The sequence below is a fragment of the Neobacillus sp. K501 genome, from assembly GCF_053749995.1.
The window spans coordinates 1-15,455 of sequence record NZ_JBSLYA010000022.1 but is presented as its reverse complement, the minus strand read 5'-3'; the positions used below and the strand labels follow the sequence as shown (position 1 = coordinate 15,455).

Below are 15,455 nucleotides of genomic sequence, written 5' to 3'. Positions count from 1 at the left end.
TAGCAATAGCGAGAAGGTCACACCCGTTCCCATACCGAACACGGAAGTTAAGCTTCTCAGCGCCGATGGTAGTTGGGACTTTGTCCCTGTGAGAGTAGGACGTTGCCAGGCAAGCAAAGAACAACCTGATGTAGGTTGTTCTTTTTTTGTATATTTTTTTATCTATTTAACTCATCAAATATTCATAGATCAGATACGGGCCCTTTTGCAAAGTAACTTCCAAAAAGGTATAAATAAAGGGATAATCCCGGTTAGGCATGGTTTTTGTTAATTCACTCCACCATTCCGTCTCATAGCGAGCGATCATACTAAGGTTATAAAGCAGCAAGTAGTGGACCAGAAGCTCAGGAAAAACAAACAAATTATCCTTTTTTAATGGCAGTACATAAGAACTAATTTCATAATTAAATTTCAGCGGAGAAACTCCACGACCTGAGCCCTTCTCAAAATGAAACCTCAAATCATCTGATGGGAAAACAATGGAATTACCTGATTTGCTAACAAGAAATTCTTTCAATCTTTCGGCTGTCATATGATAGTGGTCTAACAGAATTTCTGGTACTACCCATTGGTCATCCTGAGTATATATGGGGGTGAATGTGCTTTTGGCCTCATGAAAAACAAATAATTCATTCAACTCTGGAATCAACTGAAGAAGTTCTTCCATCGTTACCTTGTCCCCTTCTAATTGTTTCATTTGAAACAATTTTTCCGAGATAAAAGGAAAGAGCCCATTCTTTTGAAATTTCACCTCATCCTGAAAAAATTGGTAATTTTGCTTTTTTCTCTTTCGAGTGGAAACTCCATGCGCTAATACTGACGTTGTTTCGGGATAAGCAGGATCAATGGTTAAAATACAGGCTTTTAATAAATGAACGAAACCATAAAAGAGTAGGATGGGCTTTAAAATCAAGGGTGCCTTATCTGCTTGTTCATAATAAATTTGTCCGTGTTCCAAATAATAAAGAAACGCATAGCAGTTTTCATAGCTTTTTTGTTCTGGATTTTCAAGCTTGCTTTTCTGGTATTTATTTTTTAGAAATTGTTGGCAAAACTCTGCAGAAAAAAAGCTTGCGTAGCTTTTCCAACCTTTAAAATGGATAACCAAATGGAATAACCCCTTTATTCAGAAAAATTAGACAAAATCGTTGTCCTTGACAGTATTTTGTCCAATTGATAACCTACAATTAAAAAATTTTTCCTGGAGGCCTAAAAAATGTGGGAGAGTAAATTTTTAAAAGAAGGATTAACGTTTGATGATGTGTTACTAATTCCGGGTAAGTCAGAAGTATTGCCACGTGATGTGAGTCTTCAAGTCGAGTTGTCGCCAAAGGTCAAATTAAATATTCCAATCATCAGTGCCGGTATGGATACCGTTACCGAGGCTGAGATGGCCATTTCAATGGCACGTCAGGGTGGTTTAGGTATCATCCATAAGAATATGACGATTGAACAGCAGGCAGAGCAGGTTGAAAAGGTTAAAAGATCAGAAAGCGGCGTTATTACCGATCCATTTTACCTAACTCCAGAGCATCAAGTATATGATGCTGAGCATTTAATGGGCAAATATCGAATATCTGGTGTACCGATTGTTAATAATCTGGACGATCAAAAGCTAGTTGGGATTATTACGAATCGTGATTTACGATTCATCCAGGACTATTCATTTAAAATTTCTGATGTCATGACGAAGGAAAATCTTGTAACGGCATCAGTAGGAACTACTTTAAAGGAAGCGGAGAAAATCCTTCAAAGGCATAAAATTGAAAAACTTCCTCTTGTGGACGACGAAGGTGTTTTAAAAGGGTTAATTACCATCAAGGATATTGAGAAAGTGATCGAGTTCCCTAACTCTGCTAAAGACCAACAAGGGCGTTTATTAGCGGGTGCGGCTGTTGGGGTCACAAAGGATACGATGATGCGTGTAGAAATGCTTGTAAAGGCAAATGTCGACGTCATTGTGGTGGATACGGCTCATGGTCATTCAAAGGGTGTCCTTGATACGGTAAGAGAAATCAGAAGCCAATATCCAGACTTAACGATTGTTGCTGGTAATGTGGCTACAGCTGAAGCAACAAAAGACTTGATTGAAGCGGGTGCTGATGTCGTTAAGGTAGGAATTGGCCCAGGTTCAATTTGTACAACAAGGGTTGTTGCAGGTGTAGGCGTTCCACAAATTACAGCTGTTTATGATTGCGCAACAGAAGCAAGAAAGCTTGGAAAGGCGATTATTGCCGATGGCGGAATTAAGTACTCTGGAGATATCGTTAAAGCACTAGCATCTGGCGGTCATGCTGTTATGTTAGGTAGTATGTTAGCAGGAGTAACGGAAAGTCCTGGAGAAACAGAAATCTTCCAAGGGCGCCGCTTTAAGGTGTATCGTGGTATGGGTTCTGTAGCAGCGATGGAAAAGGGATCAAAGGATCGTTATTTCCAAGAGGATAATAAAAAGTTTGTTCCAGAAGGTATTGAAGGCCGCCTTCCTTATAAAGGACCATTAGCTGAGACGATTTATCAGCTAATTGGCGGGTTGCGTTCCGGTATGGGCTATTGCGGTACAAAGGACCTTGAGGAACTAAGAAATAATGCTCAATTTGTTCGGATGACAGGTGCGGGGTTACGGGAAAGTCACCCACACGATGTTCAAATTACGAAAGAAGCACCAAACTACTCATTATCTTAGAACATTTGCAGGGAAGCAGACGCTTCTCTGTTTTTTTTTGGAAAAATTATAGTCCTATGCTCTGCCTATGATTTGAACCCTAGTTATGTTAAAATAACCAAAGTGTATAAAATCGTTGGAGGGCGTTAAAAGTGAACAAACAGTTTTATCGGAAGCTATTTGCCAGCTCCTTGGCAATCATGATGTTGTTTAGCCTATTTACCGGCTTAAATAGAGCAGAAGCAGCAGTGGATTTAGATGTTAATGCATCTGGAGCTATATTGGTAGATGCAAAAACAGGTATGGTGCTTTATGAAAAGAATTCGGAAACAGCTTTAGGAATTGCCAGTATGACGAAAATGATGACAGAGTATTTGCTGTTAGAAGCTGTTAAAGAGGGAAAAGTGAAGTGGGATCAAGAGTACGTCGTATCTCCTGAACTATCAAAAATGTCTCATGATAATAGTTTAAGTAATGTTTTTTTGCGTGTTGAAGCAAAGTATCCTGTAAAAGACCTATATGCTGCCATGGCAATTGAATCGGCAAATGCAGCCACAATGGCGATTGCCGAAGTGGTAGCGGGCTCTGAAGCAAAATTTGTTGAACTGATGAATCAAAAAGCAGCAGAACTAGGTTTGAAAACTTATAAGTTTGTAAACTCAAGCGGTTTGAATAACCGTGATATATTAAAACATTTTCCAGAAGTCATTGGCGATCCTGATGAAGAAAATATCATGGCAGCAAAAGATGTTGCTACGTTAGCTTTTCACTTATTAAATGACTTCCCAGAAGTATTAGAAACTTCTAGTATTCCTGAAAAGGTTTTTGCTAAAGGGACAGAAGATGAATTTGTGATGGATAACTGGAACTGGATGCTCGAAGGGTATAAAGAAATCGCAGAAGACTATCCAAATTATCAGCAATTTGTTTATGATGGATTGGATGGTTTAAAAACAGGTTCAACGCCTTTCGCCGGCTACAATTTTACAGGAACAGCGGAAAGAAATGGGCAAAGATTTATATCCGTTGTGATGAATACAAGTTCCCAAATGGAACGTTTTAAAGAAACAAGAAAGATTATGGATTACGCCTTTAATAATTTTACAAAAAAAGAAATTGTTCCAAAGCATCATCAAGTTAAAGGGAAAGAGACTTTACCTGTAACGAAGGGTAAAGAAGATCAAGTGAAAATCTATACAAAAGATGCTGTTAATGTGGTAGTAAAAAATGAGGATAAGGATAGTTATAAAACTGTCTTAACCATTGATGAAAAGAAGGTTAATAAACAAGGTGAACTGACGGCACCTATTAAAAAGGGTGAAAAGGTCGGAACCTTAACGATCCAGCCGAAAAATGAAGAAAACTTAGGGTTTATCACAGAAAAAGGTAAGAGTAATATTACGGTTGATGTCGTTGCGGCAGAAGATGTCGAAAAGGCTAATTGGTTCGTCTTGATGATGAGAGGAATCGGAGGTTTCTTCGGAGATCTTTGGGGTGGTATTTCTTCCACCGTTAAAGGCTGGTTTTAATTAAAAAGGGAATAATTTACAGAGGGTTCTTGTCTTGACAGGAATCCTTTTTTGTTGCTTTAATGATTTTATGGAATTATTTATTAAGTTGGAATAATTCTGAATTAATACATACTAAGTGAAATTTTTTACAACATTTCCAAAATTGTACACTAACGGGGGGATTTGAGATGAAAACAGGTACGGACCGAGTTAAACGTGGAATGGCAGAAATGCAAAAGGGCGGCGTCATCATGGATGTTGTTAATGCAGAGCAGGCGCGAATTGCCGAAGAGGCTGGTGCAGTGGCAGTTATGGCTCTTGAGCGTGTGCCATCTGATATCCGTGCGGCTGGCGGCGTTGCAAGAATGGCTGATCCAAGAATTGTTGAAGAAGTACTGAATGCCGTTTCAATCCCAGTAATGGCAAAGGCTAGAATTGGTCATATCGTCGAAGCACGTGTGCTTGAAGCAATGGGTGTAGACTATATCGATGAGAGTGAAGTATTAACACCTGCAGATGAGGAATTCCATTTATATAAAAGTGATTATACTGTTCCATTTGTTTGTGGCTGCCGTGACCTTGGTGAGGCTGCCCGCAGGATTGGTGAAGGAGCTTCCATGCTTCGTACAAAAGGTGAACCTGGAACAGGAAATATCGTAGAGGCTGTTCGCCATATCCGTAAGGTGAATGCACAGGTTCGTAAAGTAGTTGGCATGAATGAAGATGAATTGATGACAGAAGCAAAATTATTAGGTGCTCCATTTGAATTATTGCTTGAAATTAAGCGCCTTGGCCGCCTTCCAGTCGTTAACTTTGCTGCCGGTGGTGTTGCCACTCCAGCTGATGCAGCGTTAATGATGCAATTAGGTGCTGATGGTGTATTCGTAGGGTCTGGTATTTTTAAATCTGAAAACCCTGCTAAGTTTGCAAGAGCGATTGTTGAAGCAACCACTCATTACCAGGATTATAAATTGATTGCAGAGCTTTCAAAAGATCTAGGAACACCAATGAAAGGGATTGAAATCTCATCACTGGCTCCGGAAAATCGCATGCAAGACAGAGGTTGGTAATTAGGCGTTGAAGCTAGATGGTGTTCAAAGTTTGAAACCTAAAAGGAGTTTTATCATGATAAAAATTGGTGTACTTGCCTTACAAGGTGCAGTCCGTGAACACATCCAGTCAGTCGAAGCATGTGGTGCAGAGGCAATAGCCATTAAGTGTGTAGAGGAGTTAAAAAAAGTAGACGGTCTCATTCTACCGGGTGGGGAAAGCACAGCGATGCGCCGCTTGATTGATAAGTATGATTTTATGGATGCGCTGAAGGAATTTGCCCGGGAAGGAAAGCCGATGTTCGGTACATGTGCTGGCTTAATTCTTTTGGCTAAGAACATAGTGGGCCAAGAATCCCACATTGGTGTGATGGACATTACAGTTGAACGTAATTCCTTTGGACGTCAAGTAGACAGCTTCGAGGCTGACCTCGCGGTTAAGGATGTAGCAGATAGTTATCCTGCTGTGTTTATCCGGGCACCGCACATCGTTGAGGCAGGAGCGGAAGTAGAAATCCTGGCAAAAAACAATGAACGGATTGTGGCTGCACGGGAAGGTCAATTCTTAGGCTGCTCCTTTCATCCAGAATTAACAGATGATCATCGCCTTACGGCTTACTTTATCGGAATGGTGACGGAAGTAAAGACAAAGCAACATGCATAATTTGGTTGCATTTGGTTAAAATTTATAGTAAATTATAAAACAAATAAATATTGTCTAAAGCAATGAGAGGAACTAGTAACAAGATTATCATTCTTAAAGAGAGCCGGTGGCTGGTGAAAATCGGTGTTTGAAGCTTGTGAATCCATCCTCGAGTAAGGTACGGAACGCTCCTTTAGAGCCAGTAAGTACTTTCGGTAAAAACCGTTAAATTTTTTTCAAGGTGGACAGACTAAATTCTGTCAACCAGGGTGGTAACGCGGGTAACTCTCGTCCCTGTTTTGGGGCGGGAGTTTTTTTATTTTTTTGTAAAGGAGCAGCAAATATGTTGGATATTAAAGTATTAAGAGCAAATTTTGCCGAAGTGAAAGAAAAGCTTCAGCACCGTGGTGAAGATTTAACCGACCTTGGTAAATTCGAGGATCTTGATCAACGCAGACGTGATTTAATCGTCGAAGCAGAGCAATTAAAGAGCAAACGGAATGAAGTATCTCAACAAGTGGCCGCTTTAAAGCGCGAGAAGCAGGATGCGGAGCAGCTTATCCTCGAAATGCGTGAAGTAGGTGAGCGGATTAAGGTATTGGATGATGAACTTCGTGGAGTAGAAGAAACCCTTGAGCTATTGCTATTAAGCATTCCAAATATTCCTCATGAGAGCGTCCCAGTCGGCGAAACGGAGGATGAAAATGTCGAGATTAGAAAATGGGGTCATGTCCGTGACTTTGAGTTTGAAGCAAAGCCTCACTGGGATATTGCCGATCATTTAGGGATCCTTGACTTTGAACGTGCGGGCAAGGTTACCGGAAGCCGCTTTGTTTTCTATAAAGGTCTTGGGGCTCGTTTAGAGCGCGCCTTAATGAACTTTATGCTTGATCTTCATGTTGATGAGCATGGTTATAAAGAAATCCTGCCGCCATATATGGTTAACCGTACGAGCATGACAGGAACTGGTCAGCTGCCAAAATTTGCAGAAGATGCGTTCTTAATTGAAAGCGAGGATTACTTCTTAATTCCGACAGCTGAGGTGCCTGTCACCAATTATCACCGTGATGAGATTTTGAGCGGCGACGAGCTTCCCATTCGCTTTGCAGCATACAGTGCATGCTTCCGTTCTGAAGCGGGTTCTGCAGGCCGTGATACACGCGGGTTAATTCGTCAGCACCAGTTTAATAAGGTAGAGCTTGTGAAGTTTGTTAAGCCAGAGGATTCTTATGATGAGCTTGAAAAATTGACTAATGATGCGGAACGGGTCTTGCAATTGCTTGAGCTTCCATACCGAGTGCTTAGCATGTGTACAGGAGACCTTGGCTTTACGGCTGCGAAAAAGTACGATATTGAAGTGTGGATTCCTAGCTACGAAACGTACCGAGAGATTTCTTCTTGCAGTAATTTTGAAGCGTTCCAAGCACGCCGTGCCAATATTCGTTTCCGCCGTGATCCGAAAGCCAAGCCAGAACATGTACACACATTAAATGGTTCAGGACTGGCAATTGGCAGAACGGTTGCAGCGATATTAGAAAATTATCAGCAGGCAGATGGCAGTGTTGTTATTCCTAAAGTATTGCGCCCTTATATGGGGAACAAAGAGGTACTGAAACCAGAATAAAATAGTTTTTAGTGTGTTGACAGGGATGTTATTTTATGATAATCTATTCCTTGTCGATACGGAGGAATACCCAAGTCCGGCTGAAGGGATCGGTCTTGAAAACCGACAGGCGGGTTAAACCGCGCGGGGGTTCGAATCCCTCTTCCTCCGCCATCTAAATTATTTATTAACTTCGCGCATAAAACCTGGAGATAAAATCCGCTACAAGCAATTGTAGTGGATTTTTTTTATTTGTCGCCGCCGAGCACTAAGGAAGGCTCCTTAGAATAATCCTCACAGGAACAAGCTGTTTTTTGCTTGTTCCGAAGGCACTTCCACATTTCTAATACAAAAGCACATACCGGATTAACCGATATGTGCTTTTGTTATATTTAATATCTCTGCTAGTTTCTCTTCAACCTCACGGCAAACCCTGGCAGCATCCTCTGGACGTTTCACCACATCCGTATTATCCATATCAATAATCAATACCTCACTGGCATTGTAATGATTAATGACCCACTCATCGTAACCCTTCCACACTTCAAAGTAATATTCCTTTAGCTCAGGGTTAATCTCAAAGCTGCGGCCGCGGGACATGATGCGGTCGATAACAGTATCAAAAGAACCTTTTAAATAAACCATTAAATCTGGAGCCTTTTTAGGAAGCTCATTCAGCTCTTCCATCATGTTTTCAACAAGATCTTCATAGATTTTGAATTCAAGATCAGAGATCCTGCCTAAATTTTTATTTACTAAAGCAAAATACCAATCTTCATAAATCGAACGATCTTGAATCGTATAAACTGGCTCGATCCAACCAACACAGTCCTTGACGGTTTTAAAGCGTTTATTTAAGAAGAATAACTGTAACAGGAAAGGGATCCTTCTTGCATCTAATTCTTCTGGTGTCAGCTCATAATAAAGCGGTAGAATCGGGTTATCATCTACGGTTTCATAAAAAACCTTACTCTCAATTCCTTTTTTTTGAAAGTGTGCATCCAAAGTATCCGCCACACTTGTTTTTCCAAGACCAATCATACCACCAATAACGATACTCACTAACATCCCCCAATTCTTATCTAATGTTTGTCGTGCTGTTATTTTTTAACGATTGTGTAAGTTTTTCAATGATAAACGTTAAATCCTCTTCGTTTTTAACAAAATCTAATTCATCACCGTTAAAGCGGAGAACAGGAATATCTGGATGTGTATGTTCAAAGCTCGTCATGGCTTGTTCATAGTCAAGTGATAATTGCTCTAAATAGAGAGGGCTGATATTTTTCTCTACCTCACGGCCTCTTATTTTGATTCGCTTTAATAATGTATCAAGACTAGCATTCAGATAAATGATGACATTTGGCTTAGGCATGTCTTCTGTTAGAATCTGATAAATCTTATAGTACTTTTGATACTCATCCTGGCTTAAAGTACGTTGGGCAAAAATTAAATTTTTAAAAATATGATAATCAGCAACAACTGATTGATTTTTGCTTAAGTAATGAGTATTAATATCCCCTAATTGCTTATAGCGATTGCAGAGAAAAAACATTTCCGTTTGGAAGCTCCACTCTTCAATATTCTCATAGAACTTCCCTAAAAATGGATTTTCATCAACAATTTCTTTTAATAAAGCAAAATTGAAATGATTCGAAATGGCTTTTGCGAGAGATGTCTTGCCAACACCAATCGGCCCTTCAACGGTAATAAAGGGAGTATAGACCATTTTTCTGTCCTCCTTCTCCAACTGCCTGCAATTTCTATGTTTAACCCGAGGAATTTCGGTGAAATTTTCTATTTAACTGGGTCATAAGCCCCTGCGTATTTTGGGACACAAATAATATATTATCACACTATGGTAGAGGAAGGGATATGGAAAATATAGAAGAAATGAAATTCATGTCGATAAAATGAAGAAACTGCCGAAAGATGGCAGTTTTTAATGAAAAAATATTTTGTTAACGTTTGACGACTTCGAAATTTTCAACAATTAACAGCCAATTTTGCGGGAAGGCCAGACCGAGCTTCCAATAACTCATTCCTCGAAGATTTAGCTCTTTAATTAGATTGAATTTTGCTTGGATGGAGCGGGCATCCTCAAACCAAACCTCATGCCGTTTTCCATCTTGGGCTGTATAGTTGAAGAACGGGGCCTGCGCTTTTGTATCATATTGAATGGCGACATTATTTCTTGCGGCAATTTCGATTGCTTGCTGCGGACTGACGGCTTTTGCGATAGAGCCCTGAACAAAAGGAAGCGTCCAATCATAGCCATAAAGATTTTGACCCATCAGTATTTTATTTGATGGCATCTCTGTTATTGCATATTCTAAAACCTTGCGTACTTGATCAATTGGTGAGACCGCCATTGCAGGGCCACCGCTGTAGCCCCATTCGTAAGTCATAATTACCACAAAGTCTGCAATTTCTCCGTGAGCTCTGTAATCATGCGCTTCATACCATTTCCCTTTTTGCGTTGCGCTCGTCTTAGGTGCAAGGGCAGTAGACATTAGCCAGCCTTCATTTTGAAAGCGGGTCTTTGCTTTCCGTAAAAAGCGATTATAGGCTTCGCGATCAGCTGGACGTAAAAATTCAAAGTCAAAGTGAATATCGCGGAAGCCATATTTTTTAGCTGTAGTAACGATATTGTTTAAAAAACGATCCTGAATCGGGATATCATTGAGTAATATCCTTCCTAGTTCATCGCTAAATTGGTCATTTTCCTGATTGGTAATGACCATCATTAAAACATTGTTATTGGCTCTGGCAATAGCGGGGAAGTTATTTAATAATGGTTCCTTTAATGACCCGTTACGAAGGGCCTGGAAACTAAAAGGGGCTAAATAGGTTAAGTAAGGTGCTGCCTCCCTGGCACTTGTCTCTAAGATAGGAGTGACAGAGGTGCCGCGCGGTTCAACATAGGCATTAAATTCTGCTCTTCTTTTTGTACGTGGAGGTATATATAAGCGATATCCAACAGGTAGCTGTTGATTCAATGAAATTCGATTAATGGTAGCGAGCTGTTGATAGGGAACACCAACCTTTTGTGAAATCGACCATAAACTATCCCCTGGCTGTACAAAATAAAAACTGCCGACAATCGGGATGACCAGCGCTTGGCCGATGACTAAATTATTCGGGTTGGGGATGTCATTGGCTTCAATAAGATCATTGACGGTCGTCTGATAAGTTCTTGCAATCGTGGTTAAAGATTGATTTCTTTGAACAACATGAATTTGCATGCTTTTCCCCTCCTTAAGCAAATACGCTACCGCTATTCTATGAGACCAGGAGGGAAATCATGATATAATTATTTATAAACAGTTTGTCATTAAGGCGGTTTTCTGATGAATGATGAAAATTTAGACGAGTATTATATGAAGGAAGCGATTCAGGAGGCGGAAAAGGCGAAAGCCTTAACAGAGGTGCCGATTGGAGCGGTTATTGTTATCGATGGAAAAATTATCTCCCGGGCTCATAATTTACGGGAAACAGAACAAAGCGCGATCGCGCATGCAGAGGTTTTGGCCATTGAACAAGCATGCAAGGTAACAGGGTCATGGCGGCTTGAGAATGCAACGCTTTATGTTACACTAGAGCCTTGCCCGATGTGCTCAGGGGCGATTATTTTATCAAGGGTAAAAAGAGTTGTCTATGGAGCTGTTGATCCTAAGGGCGGCTGTGTGGGAACATTGATGAATCTTTTGCAGTATGACCGTTTTAACCACCAAAGTGAAGTGACTAGTGGGGTATTGGCCGAAGAATGCGGACAGTTATTGACAGACTTTTTTCGTGGCATAAGGGAAAAACGGAAATTAGCAAAGAAATTATCCTTACAGGAATTTACAATTGATAATGATTGATTTTTTTTGCTGGAGTTAGTATACTAAAAAAGTATCAACTTTGCCGTGCTAGGCGGGGAGGTAGCGGTGCCCTGTACTCGCAATCCGCTCTAGCGAGGCTGAATCCCTTCCCGAGGCTGGTGTCCTGTAGGGTCCGGCTTAAGTAAGTAGTGTTGACGCCCAGGTCCTGCGCAATGGGAATCCATGAACCATGTCAGGTCCGGAAGGAAGCAGCATTAAGTGGACGCTCCCATGTGCCGCAGGGTTGCCTGGGCCGAGCTAACTGCTTAAGCAGCGCCTATGGGCGCCAGTCGACGGAAGGTGCACGGCAGTTACATAATACAAATTACTCATCTCGAAAAGCGGGATGAGTTTTTTTGTCATCTTTTTTGTAAAAAAGAAAAGAGATACGTTATAATGAAAAGGATGAAAAATATCGAAGGGGGCGGTTGTTTTGGCATATCAAGCTTTATATCGTGTTTGGCGTCCACAGACATTTTTTGATGTAGTTGGACAAGAGCATGTAACCAAAACGTTGCAAAATGCCCTGCTTCAGCAGAAAATATCACATGCTTATTTATTTAATGGACCACGGGGAACGGGGAAAACCAGTGCTGCGAAAATTTTGGCGAAAGCCGTGAACTGTGAACGTGCCCCTGTTTCAGAGCCATGTAATGAATGTGCAGCCTGCAAAGGAATCACCAATGGAACGATTTCCGATGTGCTCGAGTTTGATGCTGCCTCTAACTCCCGTGTGGAGGAAATGAGAGATGTCCTCGACAAGGTGAAATTTGCTCCGACAGCAGTCAATTACAAGGTTTATATCATTGATGAAGTACATATGCTATCGATTAGCGCCTTTAATGCCTTGCTAAAAACATTAGAGGAACCACCGAAGCACGTTATCTTCATATTAGCAACGACAGAGCCTCATAAAATTCCATTAACGATTATCTCTAGATGTCAACGTTTTGATTTTAGGCGGATTACAGCCCAATCAATCGTGAATCGAATGAAGCTAATTGTCGATGAAACAGGTGTTGCTTGTGATGAGGATGCGTTAAAAATGATTGCTCGAGCAGCCGAAGGTGGTATGCGTGATGCTTTGAGTTTGCTGGATCAAGCCATTTCCTTTAGCCAGGAGCGTGTTACCGTTGAAGATGCATTAACGGTAACGGGTTCGGTTTCTCAAGGATTTTTGAATAAGTTGGCAAGTGCTGTTGATGAAAAGGATGTGGCCCGAGGGTTAGAAGCGTTAGAGGAGTTATTGTTTCATGGTAAAGATCCTAGCCGTTTTATTGAGGATTTCATTCTCTATTATCGCGACATGTTGCTGTTCAAAACAGCTCCCAACCTCGAAGAGTCATTAGATCGAGTATTGCTTGATGAGGAGTTTCGCAGGCTGGCTGAAAAGGTTCCGTATGAACAAATTTATCAGCTAATAGATTTATTAAATAAAACCCAGCAAGAAATGCGCTGGACCAATCATCCAAGGATTTTCCTTGAAGTGGCGATTGTCAAGTTGTGTCAAACAGAAGTTAAACAGACCGAGCAGGCTCCATCTGGACAGATGTCACAGCTGTTAGGAAAAATTGAACAGTTAGAGCAGGAGTTGCAGCAATTAAAAACAATGGGTGTTTCCCCCGTACAGGAAGCGCCAGCTCAAACGCAAAAATCTCCACAAAGGACTTCAAGAAAGGGATTCCAGCCTGCTGTTGGAAGGATAAATGAAGTACTTAAGCATGCGACGAAAAACAACTTAAATAAAATTAAAAGCGTCTGGGGAGAAATGCGCGGGAGATTAATGAAGTCCCATGCGGCACTGCTAAATGAAGCAGAGCCAGCAGCAGCTTCAGACAATGCTTTTATTTTGAAATTCAAACATGAGATTCACTGCCAAATGGCAATGGATAATAATCGTTTTATCGAAACTCTTACACAAGCGCTAATGGAATTAACCGGAAGCCAATTTTTAGTGTTAGGTGTACCTGATGATCAATGGGTAACCATACGAGAAAACTTTTTAAGCACTCAGCATACAAATGAAGGTGAAGAAGTTGGTTCAGGGCAAGAAGAAGAACCTCATATTTCTGAAGCGAAAAATTTGTTTGGGGCTGAATTTGTAGAAATTATTGATTAATAAATTTGGAGGATGATGAATGATGCGTGGCGGAATGGGTAATATGCAAAATATGATGAAGCAAATGCAAAAAATGCAAAAGAAAATGGCAGAGGCACAAGAAGAATTAGGTCAAAAACAAATTGAAGGCACTGCAGGCGGCGGTATGGTAACGGTAATCGTTACAGGACATAAAGAAGTGGTTGATGTAAGAATCAAGCCTGAAGCAGTTGATCCAGATGATATCGATATGTTGCAGGATCTTGTGCTTGCAGCAACGAACGATGCTCTAAAAAAGGTAGAAGATCTAACAAATAGCACAATGGGCCAATTTACAAAAGGAATGAATCTTCCATTTTAATATTTCATTAGCGTATGCGTCTTTTTCTGGGTGCATACGCTTTTCTAAGAGAGGAATAATAGAAAATGCATTATCCTGAACCAATATCCAAGCTGATAGACAGCTTTATGAAGCTTCCTGGCATCGGTCCAAAGACAGCTGCTAGACTCGCCTTTTTTGTCTTAAGTATGAAGGAAGATACAGTGCTTGATTTTGCTAAAGCGCTTGTAAATGCAAAGCGTAATTTAACCTATTGTTCGGTATGTGGTCATATCACGGACCAAGATCCTTGTTATATTTGTGAGGACCAACGTCGTGATAAGAGTATTATTTGTGTCGTTCAAGATCCTAAAGATGTCATTGCGATGGAAAAAATGAAAGAGTTTAACGGCTTATATCATGTGCTCCATGGTGCTATTTCTCCTATGGATGGAATCGGACCGGAGGATATTAATATCCCCGATCTTTTAAAGCGTCTGCAGGATGAAACTGTCCAAGAGGTCATCTTAGCGACCAACCCTAATATTGAAGGGGAAGCAACAGCTATGTATATTTCCCGTCTATTAAAACCATCAGGAATCAAAATAACCCGGATTGCCCACGGACTGCCAGTCGGCGGCGATCTTGAATATGCAGACGAAGTAACCTTGTCAAAAGCATTAGAAGGCCGAAGAGAACTTTAAATAAGAAAAGCGGAAGTGCCTTGTCGAGGGACGGATACAGGGAGAAAAGCTGATAGGTGTAATCTCCCTTAATGAGAGCCCCTAGGCGCTGGAGCTAGACAAGTACCGGGGGAATAAGTATGTTTTTTCGGCGTAAAGGATGGCTGCGGAGAGAGTTTGATGAAAAACTGTTAGGACAGCTGACTGAGTATAAAGAGCAATGGCAAAAACAGAAGCAGTTGCTAGAAAAAAGCTTTGATCCGTCAGAAGAAGCCATCTGTCAAACAAAAATCGCAGAAGCTAAGTACATCTTTCTATTAAGAGAAGCTAAACAAAGAAGTGTAAGTTATAAGAGGTAAATTTATCGGGCTATCTTTCGCCAGGTTCTAAGTAATACAACTTGTACATAAGCTGTATTAATATTAGTCTGGAGGGGGATAGCTTTTTTGGAACCAATTGTCGTCATTTCCATTTTAGGCGGGCTAATCCTTATACTACTGTTTTCTGGAGCTCCCTTTAAGCCCGTTAGGTTTCTTGGCCAAACTGTTGTGAAACTACTAATAGGAGCCTTATTTTTATTTTTCTTAAATGCAGCAGGCAATAGTTTCGGTATCCATGTCCCAATCAATTTTGCGACATCTGCCGTATCTGGTTTTCTTGGGATCCCGGGATTATTCGCCCTAGTCGCTATTCAACAATGGGTAATATAGTGACTTATCCGCTGGATATCAGCGGATTTTTCTTTTCTTAAATTATATTTTAAAAAACTGTTGACCAATTGGTTTTTGTCCTGTAATATATTAAAAGTCGTCACAAACGACACGGTAGCAAGTTAAAAAAGTTATTGACTTTAATAACTTGAAATGATATATTAATAAAGTCGCTTCTGAGCGATATGAAGAAATTGATCTTTGAAAACTAAACAAACAAAAACGTCAACAAACAATAATATTTTAGTTTCTACTATAGAAACTAAGCCAACGTAACTTTATGAGCTATATCAACTTTCTTGGAGAGTTTGATC

The 15,455-nt window shown here is 40.6% G+C and carries 15 protein-coding genes, 1 tRNA gene, 1 rRNA gene, 1 other RNA gene and 1 other annotated feature; of the genes, 14 read left to right on the top strand and 4 right to left on the bottom strand.

The annotated features are described in order from the left end of the window. Window positions 1-111, top strand: a 5S ribosomal RNA gene (rrf, locus tag ACWM35_RS24930); the annotation flags it as partial. 55 nt (window positions 112-166) lie between these two features. Here the strand turns inward: rrf and ACWM35_RS24925 are convergent. After that, the gene (locus ACWM35_RS24925) at window positions 167-1,108 is read right to left on the bottom strand and encodes a YaaC family protein (protein ID WP_454821569.1); all 942 of its coding nucleotides are present in this window, start codon (window positions 1,106-1,108) and stop codon (window positions 167-169) included. 108 nt (window positions 1,109-1,216) lie between these two features. Here ACWM35_RS24925 and guaB point away from each other — a divergent pair, with 108 nt between their 5' ends. From guaB to ACWM35_RS24895, 6 genes are all read left to right on the top strand, one after another. Beyond that, window positions 1,217-2,683, top strand: a complete 1,467-nt coding sequence (gene guaB / locus ACWM35_RS24920; RefSeq protein WP_454821568.1) for an IMP dehydrogenase — start codon at window positions 1,217-1,219, stop codon at window positions 2,681-2,683. A 179-nt stretch (window positions 2,684-2,862) separates the two neighbouring features. Next, entirely contained in the window at window positions 2,863-4,191 is a 1,329-nt protein-coding gene (locus ACWM35_RS24915; protein ID WP_454821570.1) for a D-alanyl-D-alanine carboxypeptidase family protein, read from the top strand. 170 nt (window positions 4,192-4,361) lie between these two features. After that, entirely contained in the window at window positions 4,362-5,243 is an 882-nt protein-coding gene (gene pdxS, locus ACWM35_RS24910; protein WP_454821567.1) for a pyridoxal 5'-phosphate synthase lyase subunit PdxS, read from the top strand. Between the two features lie 55 nt (window positions 5,244-5,298). Continuing rightward, window positions 5,299-5,886 (top strand): pyridoxal 5'-phosphate synthase glutaminase subunit PdxT, encoded by a 588-nt coding sequence (gene pdxT / locus ACWM35_RS24905; RefSeq protein ID WP_454821566.1) that lies wholly within the window; start codon window positions 5,299-5,301, stop codon window positions 5,884-5,886. A gap of 53 nt (window positions 5,887-5,939) precedes the next feature. Then, window positions 5,940-6,164: a binding site (T-box leader), on the top strand. 44 nt (window positions 6,165-6,208) lie between these two features. Continuing rightward, window positions 6,209-7,489 carry a serine--tRNA ligase gene (gene serS / locus ACWM35_RS24900; RefSeq protein WP_454821565.1) on the top strand — a complete coding sequence of 427 codons (1,281 nt, stop codon included), beginning with the start codon at window positions 6,209-6,211 and terminating at the stop codon, window positions 7,487-7,489. A gap of 60 nt (window positions 7,490-7,549) precedes the next feature. Further along, a tRNA-Ser gene (locus tag ACWM35_RS24895) sits at window positions 7,550-7,642 on the top strand. A gap of 192 nt (window positions 7,643-7,834) precedes the next feature. On the opposite strand, the gene ACWM35_RS24890 is transcribed toward ACWM35_RS24895, so the two are convergent. The 3 genes from ACWM35_RS24890 to ACWM35_RS24880 form a co-directional block, all read right to left on the bottom strand. Then, window positions 7,835-8,530 carry a deoxynucleoside kinase gene (locus ACWM35_RS24890; protein WP_454821564.1) on the bottom strand — a complete coding sequence of 232 codons (696 nt, stop codon included), beginning with the start codon at window positions 8,528-8,530 and terminating at the stop codon, window positions 7,835-7,837. Between the two features lie 16 nt (window positions 8,531-8,546). Further along, window positions 8,547-9,194, bottom strand: a complete 648-nt coding sequence (locus tag ACWM35_RS24885; RefSeq protein ID WP_454821563.1) for a deoxynucleoside kinase — start codon at window positions 9,192-9,194, stop codon at window positions 8,547-8,549. 232 nt (window positions 9,195-9,426) lie between these two features. Next, entirely contained in the window at window positions 9,427-10,710 is a 1,284-nt protein-coding gene (locus ACWM35_RS24880) for a glycosyl hydrolase family 18 protein (RefSeq protein WP_454821562.1), read from the bottom strand. Window positions 10,711-10,815: 105 nt separating this feature from the next. Here ACWM35_RS24880 and tadA point away from each other — a divergent pair, with 105 nt between their 5' ends. The 7 genes from tadA to ACWM35_RS24845 all read left to right on the top strand — a co-directional run bounded on the left by tadA (window position 10,816) and on the right by ACWM35_RS24845 (window position 15,141). Then, on the top strand, window positions 10,816-11,331 hold the full coding sequence (tadA, locus tag ACWM35_RS24875; protein ID WP_454821561.1) for a tRNA adenosine(34) deaminase TadA: 516 nt from the start codon (window positions 10,816-10,818) through the stop codon (window positions 11,329-11,331). 43 nt (window positions 11,332-11,374) lie between these two features. Continuing rightward, window positions 11,375-11,639: signal recognition particle sRNA large type (ffs, locus tag ACWM35_RS24870), an RNA gene on the top strand. A gap of 125 nt (window positions 11,640-11,764) precedes the next feature. Next, window positions 11,765-13,450, top strand: coding sequence for a DNA polymerase III subunit gamma/tau (gene dnaX, locus ACWM35_RS24865; RefSeq protein WP_454821560.1), 1,686 nt, complete (start codon window positions 11,765-11,767; stop codon window positions 13,448-13,450). A 19-nt stretch (window positions 13,451-13,469) separates the two neighbouring features. Next, window positions 13,470-13,790, top strand: a complete 321-nt coding sequence (locus ACWM35_RS24860; protein WP_454821559.1) for a YbaB/EbfC family nucleoid-associated protein — start codon at window positions 13,470-13,472, stop codon at window positions 13,788-13,790. Window positions 13,791-13,855: 65 nt separating this feature from the next. Further along, window positions 13,856-14,452, top strand: a complete 597-nt coding sequence (gene recR, locus ACWM35_RS24855; protein WP_454821558.1) for a recombination mediator RecR — start codon at window positions 13,856-13,858, stop codon at window positions 14,450-14,452. Window positions 14,453-14,571: 119 nt separating this feature from the next. Continuing rightward, window positions 14,572-14,790, top strand: a complete 219-nt coding sequence (locus ACWM35_RS24850; protein ID WP_454821557.1) for a YaaL family protein — start codon at window positions 14,572-14,574, stop codon at window positions 14,788-14,790. A gap of 87 nt (window positions 14,791-14,877) precedes the next feature. Beyond that, window positions 14,878-15,141 (top strand): pro-sigmaK processing inhibitor BofA family protein, encoded by a 264-nt coding sequence (locus ACWM35_RS24845; RefSeq protein WP_454821556.1) that lies wholly within the window; start codon window positions 14,878-14,880, stop codon window positions 15,139-15,141. The last annotated feature ends 314 nt before the right edge of the window (window positions 15,142-15,455 follow it).